Source organism: Virgifigura deserti, from assembly GCA_003576685.1.
In the GTDB taxonomy this organism is placed as follows: Bacteria; Pseudomonadota; Alphaproteobacteria; order Dongiales; family Dongiaceae; genus Virgifigura; species Virgifigura deserti.
Window position 1 is genome coordinate 398,932 of record QOZR01000003.1, and the last position, 22,186, is coordinate 421,117.

At 63.3% G+C, this 22,186-nt stretch carries 23 protein-coding genes; 8 read left to right on the plus strand and 15 right to left on the minus strand.

Features of this window, described 5'->3' with window-relative positions:
- Positions 1 to 166 precede the first annotated feature (166 nt).
- Positions 167 to 1,075, plus strand: a complete 909-nt coding sequence (locus DT069_RS07500; RefSeq protein ID WP_119459648.1) for an HAD-IIA family hydrolase — start codon at positions 167 to 169, stop codon at positions 1,073 to 1,075.
- Here DT069_RS07500 and DT069_RS07505 read toward each other — a convergent pair.
- Both DT069_RS07505 and DT069_RS07510 read right to left on the minus strand, forming a co-directional pair.
- Positions 1,062 to 2,081: a MurR/RpiR family transcriptional regulator gene (locus tag DT069_RS07505; RefSeq protein ID WP_425450082.1), complete on the minus strand. Its 1,020-nt coding sequence runs from the start codon at positions 2,079 to 2,081 to the stop codon at positions 1,062 to 1,064. The genes DT069_RS07500 and DT069_RS07505 overlap by 14 nt on opposite strands.
- Positions 2,045 to 2,785: a prepilin peptidase gene (locus tag DT069_RS07510; protein WP_119459733.1), complete on the minus strand. Its 741-nt coding sequence runs from the start codon at positions 2,783 to 2,785 to the stop codon at positions 2,045 to 2,047. Before DT069_RS07510 ends, DT069_RS07505 begins: the two co-directional genes overlap by 37 nt.
- A gap of 689 nt (positions 2,786 to 3,474) precedes the next feature.
- Between DT069_RS07510 and DT069_RS07515 the strand changes: the two genes are divergently transcribed.
- The 3 genes from DT069_RS07515 to DT069_RS07525 are packed head-to-tail and all read left to right on the plus strand — an operon-like array spanning position 3,475 to position 4,718.
- Positions 3,475 to 3,789, plus strand: coding sequence for an ArsR/SmtB family transcription factor (locus tag DT069_RS07515; RefSeq protein WP_119459649.1), 315 nt, complete (start codon positions 3,475 to 3,477; stop codon positions 3,787 to 3,789).
- 2 nt (positions 3,790 to 3,791) lie between these two features.
- The gene (locus DT069_RS07520; protein ID WP_119459650.1) at positions 3,792 to 4,256 is read left to right on the plus strand and encodes an SRPBCC family protein; all 465 of its coding nucleotides are present in this window, start codon (positions 3,792 to 3,794) and stop codon (positions 4,254 to 4,256) included.
- A gap of 45 nt (positions 4,257 to 4,301) precedes the next feature.
- The gene (locus tag DT069_RS07525; protein WP_119459651.1) at positions 4,302 to 4,718 is read left to right on the plus strand and encodes a GFA family protein; all 417 of its coding nucleotides are present in this window, start codon (positions 4,302 to 4,304) and stop codon (positions 4,716 to 4,718) included.
- A 98-nt stretch (positions 4,719 to 4,816) separates the two neighbouring features.
- On the opposite strand, the gene DT069_RS07530 is transcribed toward DT069_RS07525, so the two are convergent.
- The gene (locus DT069_RS07530; protein ID WP_119459652.1) at positions 4,817 to 5,245 is read right to left on the minus strand and encodes a helix-turn-helix domain-containing protein; all 429 of its coding nucleotides are present in this window, start codon (positions 5,243 to 5,245) and stop codon (positions 4,817 to 4,819) included.
- Between the two features lie 179 nt (positions 5,246 to 5,424).
- Between DT069_RS07530 and DT069_RS07535 the strand changes: the two genes are divergently transcribed.
- The gene (locus DT069_RS07535) at positions 5,425 to 5,910 is read left to right on the plus strand and encodes a DUF2938 family protein (RefSeq protein ID WP_119459653.1); all 486 of its coding nucleotides are present in this window, start codon (positions 5,425 to 5,427) and stop codon (positions 5,908 to 5,910) included.
- Positions 5,911 to 6,311: 401 nt separating this feature from the next.
- On the opposite strand, the gene DT069_RS07540 is transcribed toward DT069_RS07535, so the two are convergent.
- The 12 genes from DT069_RS07540 to DT069_RS07595 all read right to left on the minus strand — a co-directional run bounded on the left by DT069_RS07540 (position 6,312) and on the right by DT069_RS07595 (position 18,055).
- Entirely contained in the window at positions 6,312 to 7,442 is a 1,131-nt protein-coding gene (locus tag DT069_RS07540) for an ABC transporter ATP-binding protein (protein ID WP_119459654.1), read from the minus strand.
- A complete protein-coding gene (locus DT069_RS07545) occupies positions 7,439 to 8,239 on the minus strand; it encodes an ABC transporter permease (protein WP_119459655.1) in 801 nt (266 codons plus the stop codon). The genes DT069_RS07540 and DT069_RS07545 overlap by 4 nt, the downstream gene beginning before the upstream one ends.
- A gap of 9 nt (positions 8,240 to 8,248) precedes the next feature.
- Positions 8,249 to 9,094 carry an ABC transporter permease gene (locus DT069_RS07550; protein WP_119459656.1) on the minus strand — a complete coding sequence of 282 codons (846 nt, stop codon included), beginning with the start codon at positions 9,092 to 9,094 and terminating at the stop codon, positions 8,249 to 8,251.
- A 108-nt stretch (positions 9,095 to 9,202) separates the two neighbouring features.
- Positions 9,203 to 10,249: an ABC transporter substrate-binding protein gene (locus DT069_RS07555; RefSeq protein ID WP_119459657.1), complete on the minus strand. Its 1,047-nt coding sequence runs from the start codon at positions 10,247 to 10,249 to the stop codon at positions 9,203 to 9,205.
- A 52-nt stretch (positions 10,250 to 10,301) separates the two neighbouring features.
- Positions 10,302 to 10,616, minus strand: coding sequence for an NIPSNAP family protein (locus DT069_RS07560; protein ID WP_119459658.1), 315 nt, complete (start codon positions 10,614 to 10,616; stop codon positions 10,302 to 10,304).
- Positions 10,617 to 10,626: 10 nt separating this feature from the next.
- Positions 10,627 to 12,108 (minus strand): aldehyde dehydrogenase, encoded by a 1,482-nt coding sequence (locus DT069_RS07565; protein WP_119459659.1) that lies wholly within the window; start codon positions 12,106 to 12,108, stop codon positions 10,627 to 10,629.
- Complete coding sequence (locus DT069_RS07570) at positions 12,105 to 12,938, minus strand: alpha/beta fold hydrolase (protein ID WP_119459660.1); 834 nt, start codon at positions 12,936 to 12,938, stop codon at positions 12,105 to 12,107. The genes DT069_RS07565 and DT069_RS07570 overlap by 4 nt, the downstream gene beginning before the upstream one ends.
- A complete protein-coding gene (locus DT069_RS07575) occupies positions 12,935 to 13,528 on the minus strand; it encodes an amino acid synthesis family protein (protein WP_119459661.1) in 594 nt (197 codons plus the stop codon). The genes DT069_RS07570 and DT069_RS07575 overlap by 4 nt, the downstream gene beginning before the upstream one ends.
- A 92-nt stretch (positions 13,529 to 13,620) precedes the next feature.
- Entirely contained in the window at positions 13,621 to 14,334 is a 714-nt protein-coding gene (locus tag DT069_RS07580) for a GntR family transcriptional regulator (protein WP_119459662.1), read from the minus strand.
- Positions 14,335 to 14,454: 120 nt separating this feature from the next.
- Positions 14,455 to 15,528 (minus strand): LLM class flavin-dependent oxidoreductase, encoded by a 1,074-nt coding sequence (locus tag DT069_RS07585; RefSeq protein WP_119459663.1) that lies wholly within the window; start codon positions 15,526 to 15,528, stop codon positions 14,455 to 14,457.
- Positions 15,529 to 15,557: 29 nt separating this feature from the next.
- Positions 15,558 to 16,130, minus strand: coding sequence for a flavin reductase family protein (locus tag DT069_RS07590; protein WP_119459664.1), 573 nt, complete (start codon positions 16,128 to 16,130; stop codon positions 15,558 to 15,560).
- Between the two features lie 119 nt (positions 16,131 to 16,249).
- Entirely contained in the window at positions 16,250 to 18,055 is a 1,806-nt protein-coding gene (locus tag DT069_RS07595; RefSeq protein WP_162913041.1) for a helix-turn-helix domain-containing protein, read from the minus strand.
- 397 nt (positions 18,056 to 18,452) lie between these two features.
- On the opposite strand from DT069_RS07595, the gene DT069_RS07600 reads away from it, so the two are divergent.
- The 3 genes from DT069_RS07600 to DT069_RS07610 all read left to right on the plus strand — a co-directional run bounded on the left by DT069_RS07600 (position 18,453) and on the right by DT069_RS07610 (position 22,134).
- The gene (locus DT069_RS07600; protein WP_119459666.1) at positions 18,453 to 19,721 is read left to right on the plus strand and encodes a multidrug effflux MFS transporter; all 1,269 of its coding nucleotides are present in this window, start codon (positions 18,453 to 18,455) and stop codon (positions 19,719 to 19,721) included.
- 198 nt (positions 19,722 to 19,919) lie between these two features.
- The gene (locus DT069_RS07605; RefSeq protein WP_119459667.1) at positions 19,920 to 20,372 is read left to right on the plus strand and encodes a cache domain-containing protein; all 453 of its coding nucleotides are present in this window, start codon (positions 19,920 to 19,922) and stop codon (positions 20,370 to 20,372) included.
- 76 nt (positions 20,373 to 20,448) lie between these two features.
- Complete coding sequence (locus tag DT069_RS07610) at positions 20,449 to 22,134, plus strand: methyl-accepting chemotaxis protein (RefSeq protein ID WP_425450083.1); 1,686 nt, start codon at positions 20,449 to 20,451, stop codon at positions 22,132 to 22,134.
- Positions 22,135 to 22,186 lie beyond the last annotated feature (52 nt).

Here is a 22,186-nt window from a genome sequence, read left to right on the forward strand (position 1 = left end):
GTCTCAAGTCCGTTGCGCCCGAACATCAGGAGGGCGGCCCGGGAGGAGACTAGCCGCGACATGTGACAGTGAAATGAATCTTTCTCAACTTTTACTCGGATAATAAATGAATTATCTTCAACGCCCCGACACACCATCATGAACCGTATGCAGGCTAACATCCGCGATGACCGAATTCGGAAGAGCTCAAAACCGAAATGCCCCCCGGAACGCCGCCACCCGGGCCACGAGCGCCTCCGTCCGAGCGCGGGCGTCGTCATGGATCGACGATACCCAAGGCTTCATCGTCGATCTCGACGGAACGCTCGTAAGAGGGAACTATGTGATCGCGGGTGCGGTCGAACTGCTCGAGCGGATCAAGGACCGCTATGTGATCCTGTCCAACAATTCTACGGACACTGCCTTCGGCCTTGCAACGACGCTGCGCAAACTCGGGCTGCGCGTGGAAGCGGATCGACTGATTCTCGCGGGCGAACACGCGATTCGCTTTATGGCCGAACACCATGCACAGGCGCGCCTCAAGGTGATCGCAAGCCCGGCCATTCGGAAATTTGCAGAACGGCAGGGTCTCAGATTGGTAGACCGCGACGCCGACTTCGTGGTTCTCGGCCGGGACCGGCGATTCAATTATGCGAAGCTCAACGAGATCGTAAATGAGCTTCATAGAGGCGCCAGCCTCGTCGTCACGAATCCCGATTTGAGCCATCCAGCCGAGGACGGCGGCTTGATCCCGGAAACGGGGGCGCTGATGACGGCGGTGACCGCATGCGCCGGCATCCAACCCGATCGAGTCGTCGGGAAACCCGAAGACACCTTGTTTCTTGAGGCACTGAAGCGACTCGGCACTCGCCCTTCCGACACACTGGTCATCGGTGACAATCCGGCTACGGACGCCATCGGAGCCGTCCGACTAGGCATGCGATATCTGCTGGTCGGAACGACGCCCTACGCCGACGCGACGTCACCAAAGGGGCTGCTCAGTAGCCCCTGTCTTGGGCACGCGCAGGTCCCGTTCGCCTCACCGGTGGCGAGATCGTGGAGCGATTCGCTCGACGATTCGGTCAGAACCGCTTGAGCGAGAGAACGTCGAAGGTGTGCTTTATGGTATCGACGGCCTTGTCATAATCGGTCAGCGCGAGACAGGCGATAAGGACATCGATAATCGCGAGTTGGGCCAACCGGCTTGTCATCGCCTCGGTGCGAAAATTCGTTTCGCGCGCCATCGTGAAGAGCACGACATCCGCGAATGCCTGGATTGGCGACTTCCCGAAATTGGTGATGCAAATCGTCTTCGCGCCCGCTTCCTTCGCCAGTCGCGTTGCGGTCACGGTTTCATGCGTGCTGCCCGAATGTGAAACGGTGAGTACCGCCACACTCGGCCCGGTCAACGAGGCGCTGATCGCCTGAATGTGGGAATCGATCACGGCCTTGGCGTCTAATCCGATTCGCAACATCCGGTAATGCGCATCTTCGGCAATCGGGGCGGCGCTTCCGATTCCATAGATTTCCACCCGTTTCGCCTTCTTGATGACGCGAACTGCGCGCGCCAGCGCGCCGACGTCGAGCGTGGATTGGGTGTCGTGCAGCGTCTGAACGTTGCTCTGGAAGATCTTCCGAATAACGGTCGCCGCATCGTCGCGAGGCTCCAGATCCTCATGGATGAACTGGACAGGGCGAACCGACTCCTGGGCCAGGACGATCTTCAGCTGTTGAAAGCCTGTTGCACCGAGACTTTTGCAGAGCCCCACCACGCTGCCCTCGCTGGCACCGGTCCGTTCCGCGACCTCGCTGACGGACATATGGACCACGTCCTGCGGATTCTGAACGATAAAGTCCGCGATTCGCTGGCCGGCAGGGCCGAGCGACGGACGCACGCTTTGGATCCGGGACAAGACGGCTGAAACGGAGGGCGACACATCCGGGCCAATTCGCTTTCCCGCCATCTTCATCCGGCTCTTATTGGAAAATCCCCAGCGGCTCGACATGCGGGCCGACGTGATCTGATTCAATTCCAAATTGCGCTTCGTGTCGAGAGAGGACCCGTCTACAACGATACCGGCCCATACAGCCAGACCAGCCAAGTGCCAAGGGCGAGATAGCTTCCGAACGGAACCCGGTCCATGGCCGAGATGGATCCGCCTGCAAGCGATTTCGCCAAAACCGCAGAAAGGGCGCAAAGTGCTGCCAGGAGCACTACGCTCGGCAATCCGCTCCAGGATACCCAGGCGCCGGCGCCGGCCAATAGCTTCGCATCGCCCATGCCCAGGCCATCGCGCCCGCGAACATACCGATAGGCTGAAGCCAAGCCGGCGAAAGCCAGATAGCCGGCGAGTGCGCCGATCAGATGCTCCGCCAGGACCGTCGGCTCCACCAGATGAGCCACGGCAAGACCGGTGGGCACGAGCGACAGGGTCAAGGCGTCGGAGAGCACGAAGGCGCGCCAGTCCATGACAGCCAAGGCAAGCAGCAGCCAGCCCAGCAGGCAGGTCGCCCATAGCAGCCAGCCCGAGAGGATACTCACCGACCAGACTGCGACTCCCAACGCGGCCAACTCGATGAGCGGATAGAATAAGCCGATCCGCTCGCCGCAATATCGACAGCGGCCGCGGTTGCAAACCCAACTCAGAAGAGGAGCAAGATCGCGGGCGCCGAGTTGGCGGCTGCAATATCGACAGGCCGAGCGGCCGAAAACCACGGCATCTCCCGCCGGAAGCCGCAGCACCAGCACGCCGATGAAGCTGCCGACGAATGGACCGGCCAACAGCGGCATGATCCAGATGGACATCGTCTCTTGCATTGGTTTCCCCAACAAACCGAACCCGGCGCGGCAGCGCCGCCCCTGTAACGGATCAGAAGCGGGCGGCGTTTTCGGTCCGCTTCTGTCACAGGCCTATATTGCAATTGTTGCCGATTTTCGGGTGCGGCCTTCGATTTCCGGAGCGTGGGCGTTCCTCGAAGGACGCCGTCGTGAAGGGGCAATCAGGCGCTGGATGCGCTGCTCGAAAGCGGCGGCATCGAACGGGCCTGCCTCTCGATCGGCAGAGGGTCATTCGAACACACCCGAGTAATTTCAGAGCCTTCTCTGAATGCCTCCGACGCCGATCCGGGCCATTAAGCGAATGTGTGGAAGCGGCCCGGGCACGTATCGATCGTTCGGCGCCCCTCACCCGCTTCGGGTCCGGTGGTAAGCCCCTATAATTCGGCAACCAGGGCGCATGGGCGCGCGTTCCAGCGTCTCCTCAAGAACGGGCCCCCGCCCGCGAGGCGGCGACGCCCTTGATACGTTCGACTTGGGCTTCGCTGATCAAGTAATGATCTGACATAGACAGGTCCTCAGGTCCTCCTACCCACTTGAATCACGACTTGCGCGAGAAGGGAATCCTCAAGGTGATGATGACCGGATTGCGGGCTTAGCCGCCACTTGACATGCAGGCATTTACCTGCATATTGTATTCTCACATATGAGTGAGACCGATGCACGCTGACAAGGTTTTCAAAGCGCTAGGCGACCCGACACGCAGAAAGCTGCTCGACCTTCTCTGTGAAAGGAACGGGCAGACGCTCGGCCAGCTTTGCGAAAACCTGGACATGGCCCGGCAATCCGCCACGCAGCACCTCGGGATATTGGAGGCGGCCAATCTGGTGAGCACGGTTAGGCGTGGCCGGGAAAAGCTGCATTTCATCAACCCCGTGCCTCTCCACGAGGTCTACGAACGGTGGGTGCGGAAATTCGAACGTCAGCGGCTCAGCCTGCTGCACGATCTGAAGAAAGAACTCGAAGGAGAGTAACAATGACCAAAGAGACGACCAGCTTTGTCTACGTGACCTATGTTCTCTCGACGCCGGAAAAGGTGTTCGAGGCCATAACGAAACCGGACGTCGCAAGGCGCTACTGGGGCCACGAGAACGTCTCTGACTGGAATCCCGGATCGAAATGGGAACATATCCGTGCCAATGATGAACGGACTGTCGAACTCGTCGGCAAGGTCATTGAGGTCTCGCCACCCACCCGTCTCGTCATCACCTGGGCGAACGCTTCGCAGGCCTCCGATCCGGCAAGCTACAGCCGGGTGACGTTCGAGATCGAGGAATACGAGAACATGGTCCGGCTGACCGTCACCCATGACGAACTCGAAGCCGGCAGCGGGATGGCGAACGGCGTCAAACAAGGTTGGCCGGCCGTCCTCTCCAGCCTGAAATCCTTCCTGGAAACCGGCCGCGGCATTGACCTTTTTGCCAAGCCAAAATCGGCCTGATCCCTTGCCGTGCCAATTGAGAAGTCTGCCAGCGGGAGAATGACAATGACCACCCCCTATACCGGCGGATGTGCGTGCGGCACGATCCGTTATGAAACGAGCAGCGAACCCATCGTCGAGAACCACTGCCAATGCCGCGATTGCCAGAAACGAAGTGGCACGGGACATGGATCCTATCTGACCTTCCCCCAGCGAGCCGATGTGACAATTACGGGCGAAGCGAAAAACTGGCGGGTAGCGGACGACAGCGGGAACGAAAAGGTCCACGCCTTCTGCCCGACCTGTGGAACGCCGGTCTACCTGACATTCGTCGCAATGCCGGAACTGGTAGCGGTCCACGCGACCAGCCTTGACGACCCAAGCCAATTCAATCCGCAGATGGTCACATACAGCATCCGCGGCCATGCGTGGGACACGATTGATTCCTCGTTGCAGAAATTCGAGCGAATGCCGCCCGGATAAATTCCGCTGAGAGCAATACGAAACTGCCGACAATGTTAGCGGGTCGGCTAAGGGCTCGAAGCGGTCGTGAAGTGCTGCAGGGTTAATGGGCCCTTAGCCTAGGCCTTCGTCGTTGTGAGTGACGGCCGCTTCCGGGCCCGGGTTGCGCTAGCCAACCTGAGCATGCGCTGGAATGTCGGGCATTCCATGTGGCTCGGTGCCGGACACGCGGCGGTGTGGCGCAAGGCGTCTCGCATCGCGCCGAGCCTACGGATAACGCGGTTCAGCTCATCGGCCTTGGCCGCAAGCTGGGCCCGATCGATCCGGGGGCGCCCGCCCTCGGTGAACATGTCGGCGATGTCGTCCAGCGAAAAACCCGCGCTGCGCCCAAGCGCGATGAGCGACAGACGCTCCAGCACGCTGTGCTCGAACACCCGGCGCAGGCCGCGGCGGCCAGCCGACTGAATGAGGCCTTTCTCCTCATAGTACCGTAGAGTCGAGGCAGGCAGACCCGACCTCTTCGAGACTTCGCCGATATCCAGAATCATGGCTTGACTTCAAGTTGACTTGAAGTGGCAAGCTCTCATCGAACAGCGACGGAATCAAGCGCAAACGTCTTCCTGGCGCCCGCCGCGATGCGAGTTCCGGGCGGCAGGGAAGCCCCGCACGGAGAGGTTTTTCGCGCAGGAGGCCGCGCTGGTTCTTTCAGGAACGATGGGAAACGATTATGTCCGATGTGACGGTCATCCTTGCTTTTGCGATCCCGGTCGGGATCATCGCCACACTGTTCATGGACGGCGTGGTTTTTCTCCGCCAACGGATTTGGGGCGCAGCCGTGCTCGACTACCGCATGGTCGGACGTTGGATCGGCCACTTCCCTAAGGGCCGCTTTTCGCACACCCCCATAACGGCTTCCTCGCCCATTGCAGGCGAAGCAGTCATTGGGTGGACCGCGCATTATCTCATCGGCATGACCTTTGCCTTGGGGCTTATTGCCAGCAGCGGGTGGCCACCTTCCTTCGGCGGGTGCCTGCTGACGGGTCTTTTGACCAGCGCCGCGCCATTTTTGATCATGCAACCGGGCATGGGCAGGGGCATCGCCGCCTCGAAAACGCCGCAGCCAAACACCGCCCGAAAGAACACGCTGGTCACGCATCTGAGCTTCGGCATCGGGCTCTATCTCGGCGTGCTGATTTGGTCAGCGTTTTCCTGATCATCATCAAACAACCCGAGCGCGGTCCAACGGCAAGCTGCGTGTTCAAGTGGTCGACCGTTCGGCACCGTTCCTCGAGGTGGCTGCGGGAGCTCGGCCGCCTCGACCTTGAACCGCCGAACCGGGCGCGCGGCGCGGCGCGCCTCCGAAACCGTCCCGGACAGGTCCTGTTTCAGCCGTGACCATTTTCCCGACTCCTGAAATTATCCCGTAGCACCGCTCGTCGACAGTCGCAGTCCGGCCAAACCATGCATTGGCCAAAAAGCGCAACCGGTGAAAGGAGGTGGCAGCCTGTGCCCGGGCCGCTTTCAGGCATTCGCTTAATGGCTCGGACGCCGCGGGGGCATTCGGACGCACTTGTTCCCAGCATCGCAGATATCAGAACAATCGGCCGGGCCCTCTCACGAGCGCGGCGCGCTGCTTCCAGCCGTCTTCCTGAACACGCGCGCGTCCCCGGAATGCCAACACAGTGTTAGCGCCGCTCCGGTGCCGGCGTGCGACAGCGCTTCGGCATCGCCGGTCTGGCGTACCATGAGGCATTGGCCCCATGGCGTTACGACTTCGCGTTGAAGGCTATCACCGAGATAGGTGCTGTCGCGTAAGGTCACGTCGACACGACAATCGTAATTTGCGTCCGGAGCATCTCGACCATTCACTAGAAACAGCTTCTCAGGCCGGATCATGAGACTCGCCTCACCGCCGCTCGCAAGCGCGGAGTCGGTCCGACCGGCGACCACCGCACCATTCGGCAGCTCCACCGCGGTCCGCTCCGCGTCCACGCCTCTCACCCTTGCCGGCAGGAAGTTTGAATTGCCGATGAAGCCTGCGACGAAGGCATCGGCTGGCCGTTCATAGAGATCGGCCCCGCTGCCGACCTGGACGACGCGCCCATGACTGAAAACCGCGATCCGGTCGGAAAGCCGGAGCGCCTCCTCCTGGTCGTGCGTGACGTAGAGGATTGTGACACCCAGCTCTCGGTGAATACGCCGGATCTCGATCTGGATCTCCTCCCGCAGCTTCTTGTCGAGGGCCGCGAGAGGTTCGTCCATCAGGAGGATGCGCGGCTTGTAGACGAGCGCCCGCGCGAGCGCGACACGCTGTTGCTGCCCTCCCGAAAGTTGACCAGGCTTGCGGGCTGCGAACTCCTCAAGCCGGACCAGGGCCAAGGTCTCCTTAACCGCCTGCTCGATCTCGTGGCGCGGACGGCGGCGTACGGCAAGCGGAAAGGCCACATTGTCGAAGACCGAAAGATGTGGAAACAGCGTGTAGCGCTGGAAGACCATCCCGATATTGCGCTTGTTCGGTGCGACGGACAGCACCGAGCGCCCATCGATCAGAACGTCACCGCCGGTCGGATCCTCGAATCCGGCGACGATGAACAGTGTGGTGGTCTTGCCGGACCCGCTCGAGCCGAGAAAGGTCAGGAATTCGCCTTGCGCGACGTCGAGAGAAACACCGTCGACAGCCGTCGTCGGGCCGAAGCGTTTGACCAGATCCCGGATGCTGACGAGGACGGGAGCGGTGCTGCTCATGGCTCGGACCTCCGACGAATGAAGGCGGCCAAAGCCATAACGGCCATGGTCACCACGATGAGAAGCGTCGACGCCGCCGCGATCACAGGAGAGAGGTCCTGTCGCAGCGTCGTCCACATCTTGACTGGCAAGGTTTGAAGAGACGGGCTCGCCATGAAAATCCCGAGTACCACCTCATCCCACGAAATGAGAAAGGAGAACAACGCGCCCGCGAAGATCCCCAGCCGGATCGACGGCAGAGTGATCCGGCAGATCGCCTCCAGCTTCGAGGCGCCGCAGACGATCGCCGCCTTCTCGATTGCCTCGTCGAACCCCTCAAGGGCATTCACGATGCAGATGATCGAGAACGGCAGCGCCAGGATCAGATGGGCGGCGACGAAGCCGATGAAGGTACCGTTGAGGCCGAGGCGCAGGAACACGGCATAGAGCGCGATCGCCAGGATCACGATCGGCACGATCATCGGGCTGGTGAAGAATGCCCGGAGCGCCACGCGTCCCGGGAAGCTGCCGCGCACCAGGGCGAAGGCGGCCGGAAGCCCGAGCGCGATCGACAGGGCCATGACGCAAAGACCGACCTTCAGACTCGTGAGGATGGCCGCGATCCAGCGTGGATCGTCGAAGAAGTCCCGGTACCACTTCAGCGTCCAGCCGGGTGGTGGAAACTGCAGCCACTGCGAGGAGCCGAACGAAAGGAGGGCAATGAACAGGATGGGGAACAGGAGGAACAAGGCCACCAGCACGCCGATGCTGTAGAGGGCGTATCGTCCGGGGCCCATGCGGTTGAGCGAGAGCAGCATGCGGAACTCCTACTGCGGCCGGCCGAGACCAATCGCCCTGACATAGATCGCGTACAGGATGAGGGTCACCGTCAGGAGGATGAACGCGGCGGCGCTGCCGAGCCCCCAATTGAGAAGCGACTGGACCTGCTGCGCGATGAGTTCGGCCAGCATCGTCGTGGACGCGCCGCCAAGCAGCGCCGGCGTGACGTAATAGCCGAGCGCCATGACGAACACCATCAAGCAACCTGCCCCGATACCGGGTAGGGAGAGCGGCAGAAGGACCCGGAAGAAGATCTGCCGGGGCCGGGCTCCTGCAATGGACGCGGCCTGCATGATGGCCGGATCGATGGCCGACAGGGTCGCGTGCAAGGGCAGGATGATGAACGGCAGCATGATATAGGTCATGCCGATGGTCACGCCGGCAAGGTTGTTGACCAGCGGCAACGGCTCGCTTATGAGGCCGAGATCCATCAACGTGCGGTTGATCACGCCTGTGCGCTGCAGCAGCACCATCCACCCGTAGGTGCGAGCCAGGAGATTCGTCCACATCGACAGAAGGATGATCGCGAACAGCCATCGCGCCACGCGGCTTGGCAGAATCACGAGCAGCCATGCGACGGGATAGCCGAGCGCCAGCGTGACCACCGTCACGACGGTCGCCACGGTGAAGGTATTGAACAGCACACGACCGTAAGTCGCATCGCCGAGTAGCTCGGCGTAGTTGCCAAGGCCCAGCGTCGGCTCGGTCACACTGCGTAGAAACAGGACCGCAAGCGGCGCTACCATGAACACGAACAGGAAGACGAGCGCCGGGAGAGCTGGGCCGAAGCCGCGCAGCGGCCATGCGCGCCCTCGCCTCAGGGTCGATCGCATGGCAGGCAGTTCGTCCGGTTGGGCTATTTGCGCCTGACTCGTCACAACTCGATTCCGAAATGGCTTCGGGGCAGCCGCAAAGGCTGCCCCGATACGGTCGTCATGGTCTCACTTTACTTGCCAGGCGTACCACCGCTCGCCGATGGCATCCCGGTTCTCGGCCCAATACTGCATATCCGGCGTGATCTGCGTCTCGGTATGCTCGAAGGGCATGAGCGGCAACATGCCCTTGTCGAGTAGCGGCACCGCAGCGGTGTTGATTGGCGCATAGGCGGTGGCGTTGGCGAATGCCGCCTGACCTTCGGGGCTGGAGGCCAGGGCGAGAAACTTCATCGCCGCGTCCTTGTTCTTGGTGCCCTTCGGAACGACGAGGATGTCGGCAAGCGCCAGGTTCTGATTCCAGGAGATGCCAATATTGTCCATCCCCGACTGCTGAATGGCGTAGATGCGGCCGTTCCAGAAGCTGCCGATCGGCGCTTCGCCGGAGACGAGAAGCTGCTGCGACTCCGCGCCGCTTCCCCACCAGAGAATGTCCTGCTTGATCGTGTCGAGCTTCGCGAACGCCCGATCGAGATCGAGCGGATAGAGCTGATCGGCCGAAACCCCATCGGCGAGCAGCGCCACCTCGAGCACCCCGGGGCTGGACCACTTCCAGAATGTTCGCTTGCCGGGAAACTTGGTGGTGTCGAACAGGTCGGCCCAGGTCTCGGGCGCCTTGTCGCCGAACGCATCCTTGTTGTAGCCGAGCACGAAGGAATAATAGAAGCTGCCGACGCCATGGTCGAAGCTGAACCGCGGATCCAGGTTCTCCTTCTTCACGATCGAATAGTCGATCGGCTCCAGGAGTCCCATCTGTGCGGCCTGAAAGGCGTAGTCGCCTTCGACGTCGACGACGTCCCAGACCGCGTTGCCGCTCTCGACCATCGCCTTGAGCTTGCCGTAGTCCGTCGGGCCGTCCTGCAGGACCTCGATGCCCGTCGCCTCCTGGAAGGGATCGGCCCATGCGGCCGCTTGGGCATCCTGCGTCGTACCGCCCCAGCTTGCAAAAGTAAGCGGACCGGAGGCCGCGAGCAGCCGACCCGTTGATGCTGCGCCGAGGGCCAGCGCGCTGGCGCCGACCCCAACCGTCCCGAGCAACCGTCTGCGTGTGATCATGAGTGAAGCTCCTGTTTCTGGTTGTTGGTTGGACAACTCGATCTCCACTGTTTCAGCGAAGCGGCGAGAACGAAGCAGGCTTGAGAATCTTGCATTCCATTGTCTCGATCAGCGCCTGGATCTTCGGCAGAAAGGCCTGCCAGACCGGGTCCTGCAGCAGTGCGGCCCGACGCTGGTCGCGGTCTTCGAGGCTTTCGAACGCCCAGATATGCACGATCTGGTTCAGCGGCCCGATGTCCGTCGAGAAATAGCCGACGAGCTGGCCGAGATAGCCCCGCTGAATCGCAATCCCCTCCTGCTCGACCAGCCGGAGATATGCGGGCACGGTGCCTGTCTTCAGCCGATAGGTCCGCTCTTCGTAGATCATCGCCCCCTCCTCACCGCATCACGAACGGGTCGCCCATCGGCGCGTCGGAGGTGTTGATCCACACCGTCTTCGTGCGCGTATAGTCGAGGAGCGTCTCCTGCCCCGCCTCACGCCCGTAGCCGCTCGATTTGTAGCCGCCGAAGGGCGCCACGGGAGACACGGCACGGTAGGTGTTGATCCAGACGACGCCTGACCGGATTCGGCGCATCACCCGCAGGGCGCGCGCCACGTCCCGCGTGAAGATTCCCGCGGCAAGGCCGTAATCGGTATCATTGGCGGCGGCAATGGCCTGTTCCTCGTCATCGAACCGGAAGGCGCTCAGCACCGGCCCGAACAGCTCCTCGCGCGCGGCGGCGATGTCCGCCGTGGGACAGGAGAGGATCGTCGGCTCGTAGTACCAGCCCCGCAGCCCCGCCGGGCGGCGGCCTCCGGTCACGAGCGTCGCGCCGGCGTCGAGGGAGCGAGCCACCGCGCTCTCGACATGCTCGAGCTGCGGCGCGGTGGCGAGCGGCCCCATCTCCGTCCCGTCGTCGAGCGGGTCACCTATGCGGATGCTCCGCGCGCGCGCGGCGACCCGCTCCATAACCGCATCGAAGACGCGTGCATGGACGAATACCCGCGATCCGGCAACGCAGCTCTGACCGGTGGCGCCGAAATTGCCGGCGATGATGCTGTTTGCCGCGGTATCGAGATCTGCATCCTCAAACACCAGGATCGGCGACTTGCCGCCGAGCTCGAGCGATACGACCGCCAGATTCTCGGCGCTGTTGCGGATCACGTGCCGCGCTGTGGCCGGCCCGCCGGTGAAGGCAATACGGGCGACGAGGGAATGGCTCGTCAGCACCCGCCCGCATGGCTCGCCGAGTCCGGTCACGACATTGACGACGCCGGGCGGGAAGCCGGCCTCGTCGCACAGCTTCGCAAGCTCCAGGAGGGGCGCCGGCCCCTGTTCCGATGCCTTGAGCACCACTGCGTTGCCCGCGGCCAGGGCCGGGCCGATCTTGACCGCCGCCAGCATCAATTGCGAGTTCCAGGGCACGATGGCGGCGACGACGCCGATCGGCTCGCGCACCGTCATGACGAAAAGATTGGGCTTGTCGATCGGCAGCGTCGCCCCTTCGAGCTTATCCGCGGCGCCGGCGAAATAGTGGAAATACTCGGCGACATAGCGGATCTGGCTTCGGGTCTCGCGGATCAGCTTGCCCGTGTCGGTCGTCTCCGCCCGGGCGATCATATCCGCCCGCTCGGCAACGAGATCGGCGAGCCGCCGCAGCAGCTTGCCGCGCTGGGTTGCACTCATTTGCGCCCAGGGACCTTCCGTCATGGCGCGATGCGCCGCGCGCACGGCGCGATCGACATCGCCCGCCCCGGCATTGGGAAAGCGCGCCCACGCCTCCCCGGTCGCCGGATTGACGCTCTCCAGCCGCGCTCCGCCCTCGGCATCGATCCAGGCGCCGTCCACGAACATCTGATATTCGGTGAGTGTCGTCATGACGCAGCCTTCTTGTCTGGCGCTCCGTTCTCCGCGGACAGGAACGCGTCGATAAGCGCCGCCACCTCGTCCGGCACCTCGATCGGTGTGAGGTGACGCTGACCATCGATGATCCGGCAGATTGCGTGGGGCACGCGATCCGCCAATCTCCGGGCCATCTCCGGCGTGGAGCGCTGATCGTCCGCACCGGTCGCGACCAGCGTCGGCACCCGGATCTCCTCTACTTTCTGCGAGAGCTCACGGTCGGCCGTCGCGAACACCGTATAGGCGGCGGCGTAGGCAGCCACGTCGTTGGCGCTCATATGCCGCCGGACGGCAGCAACGATTTCGGGATGTGCAAGGCGGAATGAGGGCGTGAACCAACGCTCCAGCGCAGCTTCGACGCCGGCCACATAGCCACCCGCTCGCACGTCGCGGACCCGCGCCTCAATCGCGGATCGCTCCGCCGGGTTTCGGTCGAAGACCGTATTGAGCAGCACGAGACGGCCAAGCCTGCCGCCATGCGCAATGGCGAAGGCCTGCGCCACCAGACCGCCCATCGAGAAACCGACGAGGTCGAAACGCGCAAGCCCCAACTCGTTGGTCAAGGCCGTAAGCTGCGCGACGAAATCATCCAATCGGTACGGGCCGGGCGGTTTCGTGCTGCCACCATGGCCGAGCATGTCATAGCGTAGGATGCGGTACCCGTGGCCAAGCCGCTCCACGACCGCTTCCCACATCCCGAGATCCATCCCGACCCCGTGTACCAGCACCACAGGCGCCCCCTCGCCGGAGACGCGGTAGCGCGTTCCGTGGGTCAGGCCATCCCGGGCAGGCGCGGCGAGATTCATGCCCCACCCTTCTCGGCCGCCATGTCCTTCATGTCCTGATAGCGGTCGCCGATACGCGGATGAAGGCGACCGCCGGTGGCGGCCCCGAGCGCCACGACGATCTCGTCCGGGCCCGGCGCGTCATTGATGGTGAACTCGACGGTCAGGTAGTGCGAGCGCATGCCCTCGTCGAGCTTGTGCATCATGGGGATGGCGATGGCACAGCCCGGTGCCCCGCGCTTGTTCGTAAAGCTCAGATAGGATTTTCCGCCGACCGCCTCGCGATAGATGTTGCCGAAGCGCAGCGTGTGGATGAGCGCCGAGGCGTGCTCGACCTCGCCCGCCGTTCCGACCACCGCGGCCTTGCCATAGGCCTCGACTCCGTCACCACCGCCGCAGGCTTCCAGAATGATCGGAACGAGGCGGCGGCCAAGCTCCGGCGCGACGGACAGGATGTCCGGCCGTAGATCGTCGACGAAACCGCGCCCGGCCCAGGGGTTGCGAACCACGGCCGCCGCCGCCGCCATCCGGACCGGACTGCCCCCAGGCTTGCCCCCCTCGACATGGGTGTCCTCGACATAGCGGACGATCTTGCGGATTTCGACGGTCATGATGCCCTTCCCCGATTTATGTATGCCATAATCTATAATACAATCTGTTTGAGGCTGCCAGTGAACTGATGCCAGCCGGGATCCTTCCTTGGTTACTGCTGGGCCTCGGCGCTGCGCTGATGCAACACATCCAACGCTGCCGCGCAGGCCCGCCGGACATGGTCCTTACAGGCCTCCTCCGCCGCGTCGGCATCGCGCCGGCTGATCGCCTCCATGATCCGGTGCATTTCGGCAAGGCTGCCGGGAGCCCGCCCCGGCTGAGACATCGAGGTGGCGCGCAGATAGACCACCCGCGCGTGCAGCGAACGGATCATGTCGCGGATCAGCGCATTTCCGCAGCCATCGAGGAAGACGTCATAGAAGCGCGTCGCCTCGGCGACGATCTCGCGCGTGTCCTTTGTCGCGAAAGCTCTTTCGAGGCGCTCGGTCGCGGCTCTCAACTCTGCGATCTGGTGATCCGTCGCCCGTTGCGCGAAAAGCCGCCCGGCCACGCCCTCCAACGCCTCGCGCACCTCATAGATGCGCTGCGCCTCCTCCGCACCCACCGTCGCGACGATCGGCCCTTTGTTCGGGACGTTGTGGACCAGCCCCTCGGACTCGAGGTGACGCAATGCCTCGCGCACGCTCGTGCGGCTGACGCCCGTCAGTTCGCACAACTCGCGTTCGATGAGGCGGTCGCCGGGCTTGAAGCGGAACTCCAGGATCGCGTTGCGCAAGGCATCGAGCACCTGCTGGCGCAACGTCACCTTGCTGCGATTGATGCGCAACGACTCGAGGTTGTCGCGCGCCGCCGTCCCCTGGGCCATGGCCCGATCTCTCCCGTAATACGGTATTAGCGATTAGCGCTTCTATCCTGAAAGAGTGGTGGGCTCAAGGCTGCCTCGGCACACCACTCTCTGAAGAGCGACGGTCCCGCCTTTCATCCATTATGCAACCGCCACGCGCTCCTTCGAACTCGGTTCGGCGAAAGCGGGCATGACCTCATTGATGAACAGCTTCAGCGATTTCTTTTGAAGCTCCATCGGCAGGCCATAGCTTGCATAGTAGAGGAAATCGTCGACGCCCAGCGCCTCATACCGCTTCAGCTTCGCGATCACCTCGTCCGGCGTTCCGAACATCAGATTGGTCCGTAGCATGGTCGGATCGTACTCGGCCCGATGCTCCAGGCTCGCGAGGTCGATCTCCTCCGGGAAGCCATTGTCGACCGCACCCAGCTCCCGGAACAAATTCTCGAACTGCGCCGCGACACGCTGAAGAGACTTCACATAGGGTTCCCAGTCATCGGGCTTTTCGTAGACCGCGCTGTGGCGCATCGTCATGAAACGAGGGCGCTTGGTTCCCGCGGGTGCATTGGCCAAGGCGGTTTCGAAACGCTCCATATAGGTTTCGACCTCGGCGAACTCGCGCGTCAGCGCCCAGGTCATGATGTTGCAGCCGCTGTCGAGCGCCCACTGGAATGAAACCGGATTGCGCGCCGCCACCCAGAGCGGAGGATGCGGCTGCTGCAGCGGCTTCGGGCAGGAGGTCGCCTTCGGAAAGGACCAGAATTGCCCGTCATGCGCATAATCCCCCTGCCAGAGCTGCTTCAGAATCGGCAGCATCTCGAGCATATAGGGCACGCTTTCCTGGGTCTTCAGGCCGCGCGCCATCCGATTGAACTCGCGCTGGTAGGCACCGCAGCCGAGGCCGAACTCTAGGCGACCGCCGGTCAGCAGATCGAGCATGGCGGCTTCGCCGGCGAGCTTGATCGGGTGCCAGTAGGCCGCCACGACCACGCCCGTTCCCAGACGAATGCGATTCGTGTGCGCCCCCCACCAGGCCAGAAGCTGGAACGGCGCCGGGGCGATCGTCATCTCTATTGCGTGATGCTCGGCCGCCCAGGTGATGTCGAAGCCCGCCTCGTCCGCCATCTGAACCATCTCGAGCGTGTGGCGCGCGACCTCCTGCATGTCGGTGCCGGGGCTCATCCGCTCCATATTGATCGCAAGACTGAACTTCATTCTGCATCCTCCTGGCTGCTCTCGGGACATTAGTTCCGGCGCGCGAGATTGTGCGGGCCTGCTACCGAAGACCCATCGTTGGCGGTTTCTCGCGCTTGGGTTTCGTCATATCGGCCGAGCGGAAGGTAACTGCCCTGACAGTAGGCGAGCGGCCGTCGCGCGCTCCGCTCGAACGCCAGCACCTCGCCGATCAGGATGATGTGGTCGCCGGCCTCGAGACGCTGTCGGACCGCGCAGTCCAGCCAGGCCAGCGAGCCCTCGATGATGGGAGCACCGGTTACCCTGACACTGTGGGAAACGCCGGCGAACTTGTCGGGCCGCTTCGACGCGAACCGCACCGATAGTGCTTGCTGGTCATCGCTGAGGATATTCACCGCAAAGCCGCGCGCCGCCAGGAAAGCCGGGCAGCTTCCAGCCGTGCGCGCAATGCACACGAGGACGAGCGGCGGATCGAGCGACACCGAAGTGAACGAGTTGGCGGTTAACCCCCGCGGCGCCCCATCGTCACCAATCGTCGTGACGACCGTCACGCCGGTCACGAACGTGCCCAGCGTCCGACGCAGCGCGCCGATACCCTCCTCGCCTCCACCGGACTTCGCCATGCGCAGCCTCACAGCTCGGAAAACCAACGGAGATCAGCTTAGCGATCTTGGAGTTCCCCGACCTGCTCGGACTCGGCGGAATAATACGATATTATTTCCTCCGAGTCCGAGGAATACGGTCAATCGGCGCTGTTCACGACCCCTCGGATCCGGAGCGCCAGCAGGAGAGCCAGCCGGGTGTCGGGAGCATCCAGATCGACGCCGAACAGCTCGTTCAGCCGCTTGAGACGGTAGCGGAGTGTCGTGACGTGAATGCCCAGGGCATCGGCACATGCCTGATAGCGGCATAGATGGGTGAGAAAGGTGTCGAGGGTGGGCAGGAAGTCGGAGCGGTGCTGGCGATCGAAAACCTCGATCGCGCCGAGGGTGTCGGTGACGAATCGGCGAAGCTCCGCCCTGTCGGCGGCCGCGAGCAGTTGCGCCAAGGGACCAAAATCGGCCTCTTTGACCATACCCCGTCGCCCGACGCGCTGACCGAGCTCAAGCAGCCGGGAGCAGTCCTGCCGCGCCGCCTGGTAGTCCTCGGGCTTGGTGCAAAGTCGGCTGAGAACAGCGATCGGCTTAGACTCCGAAACCCAAGCTATCTCGTCTATCAGGCGCTGAACCAACAGCTCCGCGGATGTCTCGTCACCCGCGGCCTGCGGCAGGAACACGACGAACGCATCACCGTCGAAGAAAGCGGTAACGCCGGCCGTCCGCTGGCCCGCCGTCCTGAGCAAGCTGCGCAGCAGGTCGGCGCGCCGGTTCGCCGGCAGCGAAGATCGGTCCTCGGGCGCGAGCGTGAGCACGGCGAGGCGCGCCGGCATGTCCACCGCCAAGCCGAGATGACCGGCACGCTCCAGAGTTTCGGTCCGATCGCGCCAGTTGCCGCTGAACAGCCGGCCGAAGAACTCGCCGTGGGTTTCCGCCTGCGTGATAAAGCGCACATGAGCTCGCATGAGCTGAACGGTCAGCGCGAACCGGGCTTCCTCGGCGACCAGCGCGTCGAATGCGTCAAGATCGCCGGCGTCCGTGAAGAGCATGAGGCCGCCTAGCACGATGCCGTCGACGACGAACGGCTCGACGAAAGCTTCGGCCTCGACATCGAAGCCGAACGGGGCCAGACCGATGCGCCGCCGGCTCGAGAAGCGGGAGGGCTGCATCGAATGCAGGAGATGGGCGAACGCCCGTGCCCCCTGCTGTGCGACGATCGAGGCCCACTCGGCATCGCACACGCCCGTGGGTGCCGGCGAACCCTGCGCCAGAGCCTGGTTTGTCGTCAGATCGACGAGGAGAAGCGGATAGGGGAGCCTCGCAGCGACGATTTCGAGAACGGACGACAAGCTCCCCCCTGCCAGGACCTGCTCCATCGACGTCGCGTGGACATCGAGCGTTTGGCGCAGCCGAATCACCTGCTGTTGCTCGACACGAAGGAGGTGGGCCTTCTCGACAGCCAGCGATGCGAGACGGGCCGCGGTTTCCAGGAAGACCAGCTCGTCCGGCTCGACGGTTCGACGCTCATGGGCATGAACCGACATCACCATCGCACGGCCGCGTTCGTCGGTCGCCTGCAGGGGCAGCAGCACGACGGTCCGGTAGTCGCGCTGCCTCGCATCGCGCTGGTAGCCGGGATAGTCAGCGGCCTCCTGCGCATCGGCGATGACGAGGGAGGTCCCGGCCTCCAGAACCTGCCGGGTCGGGCTCGTCTCCAGCAACCAGCGCTCGTCGGCGACGGCGTTCGTTTCGAAATAGGGGTCGTGGCGGGCGACCAGAACCGAATAGCCGCTCGTCCGGTCGAGGGCCATGATGGCGCTGCTCGACCAGAGGGAGCGTTGGCACACCGCCATGGCGATTCGCCGCAGGACGTCCGTGAGCTCGGTTCCGGAGTTGACCAGGCTGGCGATGTGGCCGAGGCCTTTCAGACGATCCTCAAGGCTCGATGGCATACCGGCTGTCCCGCTCTCTTGGCGACCCGCAAACATGCGGCTACTGGTGAAGGAGTTCATCGCCGAGTACCACCGGGAGGTCAACCGACTTGCTGCCGGCGCACCTGGAGCGGAGCCGTCTATAGAGCGGCCTGCGGCGGGTCGAACGGGAGGTTCGCGAGATCATCGATGCCATCAAGACAGGCCTTCGCAGCCCGAGCTTGGCGGACGAGCTGGCTTGCACCTGTCGCGGGCGAGTCGGCGCGGGAATTCGTGACCACCTGTTCCCCTGCCCTCTTCCCGTGATAAGACCATCCCGCCTCGGCGTCGCGAATGCGGGGCGTCGCGGATGGGCCGTGGCGATGTGTCGTTACGGTCTTGCCGTCCCGACTCCATCCACCGATCAGAGATAGTCACCATGAGCCGCTCATCCGATGCGCCCAAATCCGACGGCGCGGTCAAGCCCGATGGCGCGATTCCATTCGGGGAGTTCGTCACCCTCATTGCGCTGATGATGGCGATGACGGCCTTGGCGATCGACATCATGCTACCGGCTCTGCCGAACATCGCCCAGGTCTTCGACATCGTCGAGCCGAACGACCGCCAGCTTCTGGTCACCACCTACATGCTGGGCTTCGCCGTCGGTCAGCCGCTCAGCGGCCCGCTGTCGGACCGGTTCGGGCGCAAGCCGGTCCTCTATGTCGGGCTTCTGCTCTACGCCGTCGGATCGCTCGGGGCGCTAGCGGGGGCCGGGTTCGAGGTGCTGCTCTGGAGCCGCGCCCTGCAGGGGCTTGGCGCCGCGGCGCCGCGCATCATGGCGATCGCGATCGTGCGCGACCGTTTCGGCGGCCGCGACATGGCCCGGGTGATGTCTCTGGTGATGATGGTCTTCATCATCGTGCCGGTGCTCGCGCCCGCAATCGGCGAGGCGATCCTGCATTTCGGCCCTTGGTCCTGGATCTTCTGGTTCCTGCTTGTCGTGTCGCTGATCGTCCTTCTCTGGACGGCGCTCCGCCTGCCGGAGACGCTGCCGAGCGGCGATCGCCTGCCGCTCTCCGCCACGGCGCTGGGTGCGGCGATCACCACCACCGTCAAATCGCGCCCCACGCTCGGCTATACGGTCGCCGTCGGCTTCATGTTCGGCAGCCTGATGAGCTATATCGGCAGCGCCCAGCAGATCTTCGTCGACATCTACCAGATGGGAGAGCTCTTTCCGCTGGCCTTCGGCGCCATCGCCGCCTTCATGGCGCTCGCCTCCTTCACGAACGCGCGGCTTGTCGGCCAGCTCGGCATGCGGCGCGTCTCTCACGCCGCGCTCCTCGGCTTTCTCCTGAGCTGCGGCCTCATGGCGCTCGCCGGCTTTCCGGAGAAGCCCCCGCTCTTCGCCTTCTGCGCCTTCCTGGCGGCGGCGTTCTTCTTCTTCGGGTTGATGGCGCCGAACTTCAATGCGCTCGCCATGGAGCCGTTAGGTCACATCGCCGGTGTCGCCTCCTCCTTCGTCGGCTTCTATGCGACCGCCGCGAGCGCCTTCTTCGGATGGATCGTCGGGCAGGAGTTCGACGGCACGGTGCGGCCGCTCGCGATCGGCTTCACGGTGATGGCCGTTCTCGCCCTTTTCACCGTCCTGTGGACCGAACGCGGCCGGCTCTTCACCAGCCGCGATATGCCGGCCCGCGGCAGCCGTTAAGCAACGATGATCGGCTCTTCACATCAGGAATTCCGCCACGCAAAGCGCTTGATCGCGCATCACGGGTGATCGAATCAGCATCGGGAACGCTTTCGTAACCATATCACCTAATAAATACTTAGAGGATATCACTGACATATCAGCTGCTCATGCCTGCTCCAGATGATCTGGAGCGAACACACTACGGAGGATAAGGCAGTGAAGAAGCTGATTGCCGCATTGGCGCTGGTCGCCTCCCTGTTCTCGTTGTCCCCGGCCTACGCCGTGGAGAACGCTACGCCTGCTGAGGCGAAGGAACTGGCCATTCGGGCCGCCGAATATCTAAGAGCCAATGGCCCGGCGAAGGCCTATGCGGCGTTCAACGACGAGAACGAAGGCCCTTTCAAGGATCGCGACCTGTATGTCTTCGTCTATGACAATGCGGGCAAGGCCCTCGCCCGGGGAAACAATCCCGCTCTCGTCGGCAAGAACCTGATCGACCTCAAGGACGTCGATGGCAAGGCCTTCGTGCGGGATTTCGTCGCCGTCCAGGACGCTGCCTGGGTCGACTACAAATGGCAGAACCCGCAAACCAAGAAGGTCGAAGCCAAGACGTCGTACATCGTCCGCGTCGGCGACGTCATCGTCGGGGTCGGCGCCTACAAGCGGTAACCGATTCACTGAGCTCGGCTCGATCGCGGATCGCCGCGGTCGAGCCCGCCGACCAACCAACAATCACGGTACTCCCATGCGCCATCTCCACAACGCCTCGATTATGGTCAAGTCGCTCGTTTCCCCGCTCGTGAGTGCGGCCATTATCGCCCTGATCGTGGGTCTGTTCCTGTCCGTCTATGTCGGCGTGCAGCGCGCCTCCGATTCGCTCGATATGGCGGTAAGCGCGATGTCGGAAGCGAAGGACGCGCAGCGGGATTTCACCCAAGCTCATGCCACCCTCTACCGGGCAATGAGTCTAAAGGCCCAGGGTGTGGAGGCCGCCATCGTCCGCGCCGAGAAGAATCGCGCGCTCGAGGCGATGGCCATGTCGGAGCAGATCCTGGAGTCCCTGGACATGGGTTCCTTTGGTGACTCGGATGTGCATGGCCGGGTGCTCGCGGCCCTCCAGCAATATATCGATAGCGCGACCCAAACCGCGGGCGTCATCGAGGAGGATGCGTTCACGGCCACGATGCTCATGACCGACGCCGAGGTCAAATTCGGGGAAGCCGAGAAATTGTTCGACGAGCTAGTCGCGGTCACGACCGAGCAGCGCGCGAATGCGGCGGCACGTTCCGCCGCGACGATGAATTCTGCGCTTTACCAGATCATCGGCGCGGCGGGCGTCGCGATCGTCCTGGCGCTCGGCATCGCGGTTTTCTGCTCGCGCCTGATCACCCTTCCGATTCAGCAGATGACCGAGGCCATGGGCCGTCTCGCCCAACGCGACATGAGCGTCGAGATTGTCGGGTCCGAACGGGCCGACGAGGTCGGGCGGATGGCCGCCGCCGTGCAGGTCTTCAAGGAGAACATGATCACGGCCGACCAGCTGGCGGCCGAGCAGCAGGAAGAGCAGATCCGCAAGGAAGCTCGCCAGAAGCAGATCGAGAGTCATATCGCGGAGTTCGATGGTTCGGTCCGCGACGCACTCCAGTCGCTTTCCGCAGCGTCCGACGATATGCATTCCACCGCTGAAGGCATGTCGGCAACCGCCGAGGAAACCAGCCGACAGGCAACCGCCGTCGCCGTCGCGTCCGACCAGGCTTCGGCCAACGTCCAGACGGTGGCCTCCGCGACGGAGGAACTGTCCTCTTCAATCCACGAAATCGGTCGGCAGGTCTCGCAATCGACCACGATCGCGCGTAAGGCCGTCGACCAGGCCGAACGCACCAACGCGACGATGCAGGCATTGGCCGAAGCAGCACAGAAGATCGGCGACGTGATCGTTCTCATTCAGAGCATCGCCAGCCAGACCAACCTTCTGGCTTTGAACGCGACGATCGAGGCGGCGCGTGCCGGCGAAGCGGGGAAAGGCTTCGCCGTCGTGGCGAGCGAGGTCAAGACGCTCGCCAACCAGACCGCCCAGGCGACGGAAGAGATCGCGGTCCAGATCGCGCAGATCCAGGGCGAGACGGGACAAGCCGTCGGCGCCATCCGGGAAATCGGAACGACGATCACGGAGATCAACACGATTGCGGCGGCGATCGCATCCGCGATCGAGGAGCAGGGCGCGGCAACGCAGGAGATCGCACGAAACGTGCAGGAGGCGGCGCTCGGCGCGAATCAGGTGACCAGCAATATCGCCGGCGTGAACAACGCGGCTGAAGAAACCGGCGGCGCCGCGGGTCGTGTGCTCAAGGCCGCCGACGAGTTGGGCCAGCAGGCCGAGCGCCTGCGGACCGACATCGATACGTTCCTGGCGCAGATCCAGGCAGCATGACCGGAAGTGCAGCGCAACGGCGCGTGACCGCCGCTGACGATTGAAGGAACAA

Bases quoted from the DNA above. Each gene is read 5' to 3' on its own strand.
- DT069_RS07500 (WP_119459648.1), top strand. From the start codon at position 167: ATGACCGAATTCGGAAGAGCTCAAAACCGAAATGCCCCCCGGAACGCC.
- DT069_RS07510 (WP_119459733.1), bottom strand. From the start codon at position 2,785: ATGTCCATCTGGATCATGCCGCTGTTGGCCGGTCCATTCGTCGGCAGC.
- DT069_RS07515 (WP_119459649.1), top strand. From the start codon at position 3,475: ATGCACGCTGACAAGGTTTTCAAAGCGCTAGGCGACCCGACACGCAGA.
- DT069_RS07520 (WP_119459650.1), top strand. From the start codon at position 3,792: ATGACCAAAGAGACGACCAGCTTTGTCTACGTGACCTATGTTCTCTCG.
- DT069_RS07525 (WP_119459651.1), top strand. From the start codon at position 4,302: ATGACCACCCCCTATACCGGCGGATGTGCGTGCGGCACGATCCGTTAT.
- DT069_RS07530 (WP_119459652.1), bottom strand. From the start codon at position 5,245: ATGATTCTGGATATCGGCGAAGTCTCGAAGAGGTCGGGTCTGCCTGCC.
- DT069_RS07535 (WP_119459653.1), top strand. From the start codon at position 5,425: ATGTCCGATGTGACGGTCATCCTTGCTTTTGCGATCCCGGTCGGGATC.
- DT069_RS07540 (WP_119459654.1), bottom strand. From the start codon at position 7,442: ATGAGCAGCACCGCTCCCGTCCTCGTCAGCATCCGGGATCTGGTCAAA.
- DT069_RS07545 (WP_119459655.1), bottom strand. From the start codon at position 8,239: ATGCTGCTCTCGCTCAACCGCATGGGCCCCGGACGATACGCCCTCTAC.
- DT069_RS07550 (WP_119459656.1), bottom strand. From the start codon at position 9,094: ATGCGATCGACCCTGAGGCGAGGGCGCGCATGGCCGCTGCGCGGCTTC.
- DT069_RS07555 (WP_119459657.1), bottom strand. From the start codon at position 10,249: ATGATCACACGCAGACGGTTGCTCGGGACGGTTGGGGTCGGCGCCAGC.
- DT069_RS07560 (WP_119459658.1), bottom strand. From the start codon at position 10,616: ATGATCTACGAAGAGCGGACCTATCGGCTGAAGACAGGCACCGTGCCC.
- DT069_RS07565 (WP_119459659.1), bottom strand. From the start codon at position 12,108: ATGACGACACTCACCGAATATCAGATGTTCGTGGACGGCGCCTGGATC.
- DT069_RS07570 (WP_119459660.1), bottom strand. From the start codon at position 12,938: ATGAATCTCGCCGCGCCTGCCCGGGATGGCCTGACCCACGGAACGCGC.
- DT069_RS07575 (WP_119459661.1), bottom strand. From the start codon at position 13,528: ATGACCGTCGAAATCCGCAAGATCGTCCGCTATGTCGAGGACACCCAT.
- DT069_RS07580 (WP_119459662.1), bottom strand. From the start codon at position 14,334: ATGGCCCAGGGGACGGCGGCGCGCGACAACCTCGAGTCGTTGCGCATC.
- DT069_RS07585 (WP_119459663.1), bottom strand. From the start codon at position 15,528: ATGAAGTTCAGTCTTGCGATCAATATGGAGCGGATGAGCCCCGGCACC.
- DT069_RS07590 (WP_119459664.1), bottom strand. From the start codon at position 16,130: ATGGCGAAGTCCGGTGGAGGCGAGGAGGGTATCGGCGCGCTGCGTCGG.
- DT069_RS07595 (WP_162913041.1), bottom strand. From the start codon at position 18,055: ATGCCATCGAGCCTTGAGGATCGTCTGAAAGGCCTCGGCCACATCGCC.
- DT069_RS07600 (WP_119459666.1), top strand. From the start codon at position 18,453: ATGAGCCGCTCATCCGATGCGCCCAAATCCGACGGCGCGGTCAAGCCC.
- DT069_RS07610 (WP_425450083.1), top strand. From the start codon at position 20,449: ATGCGCCATCTCCACAACGCCTCGATTATGGTCAAGTCGCTCGTTTCC.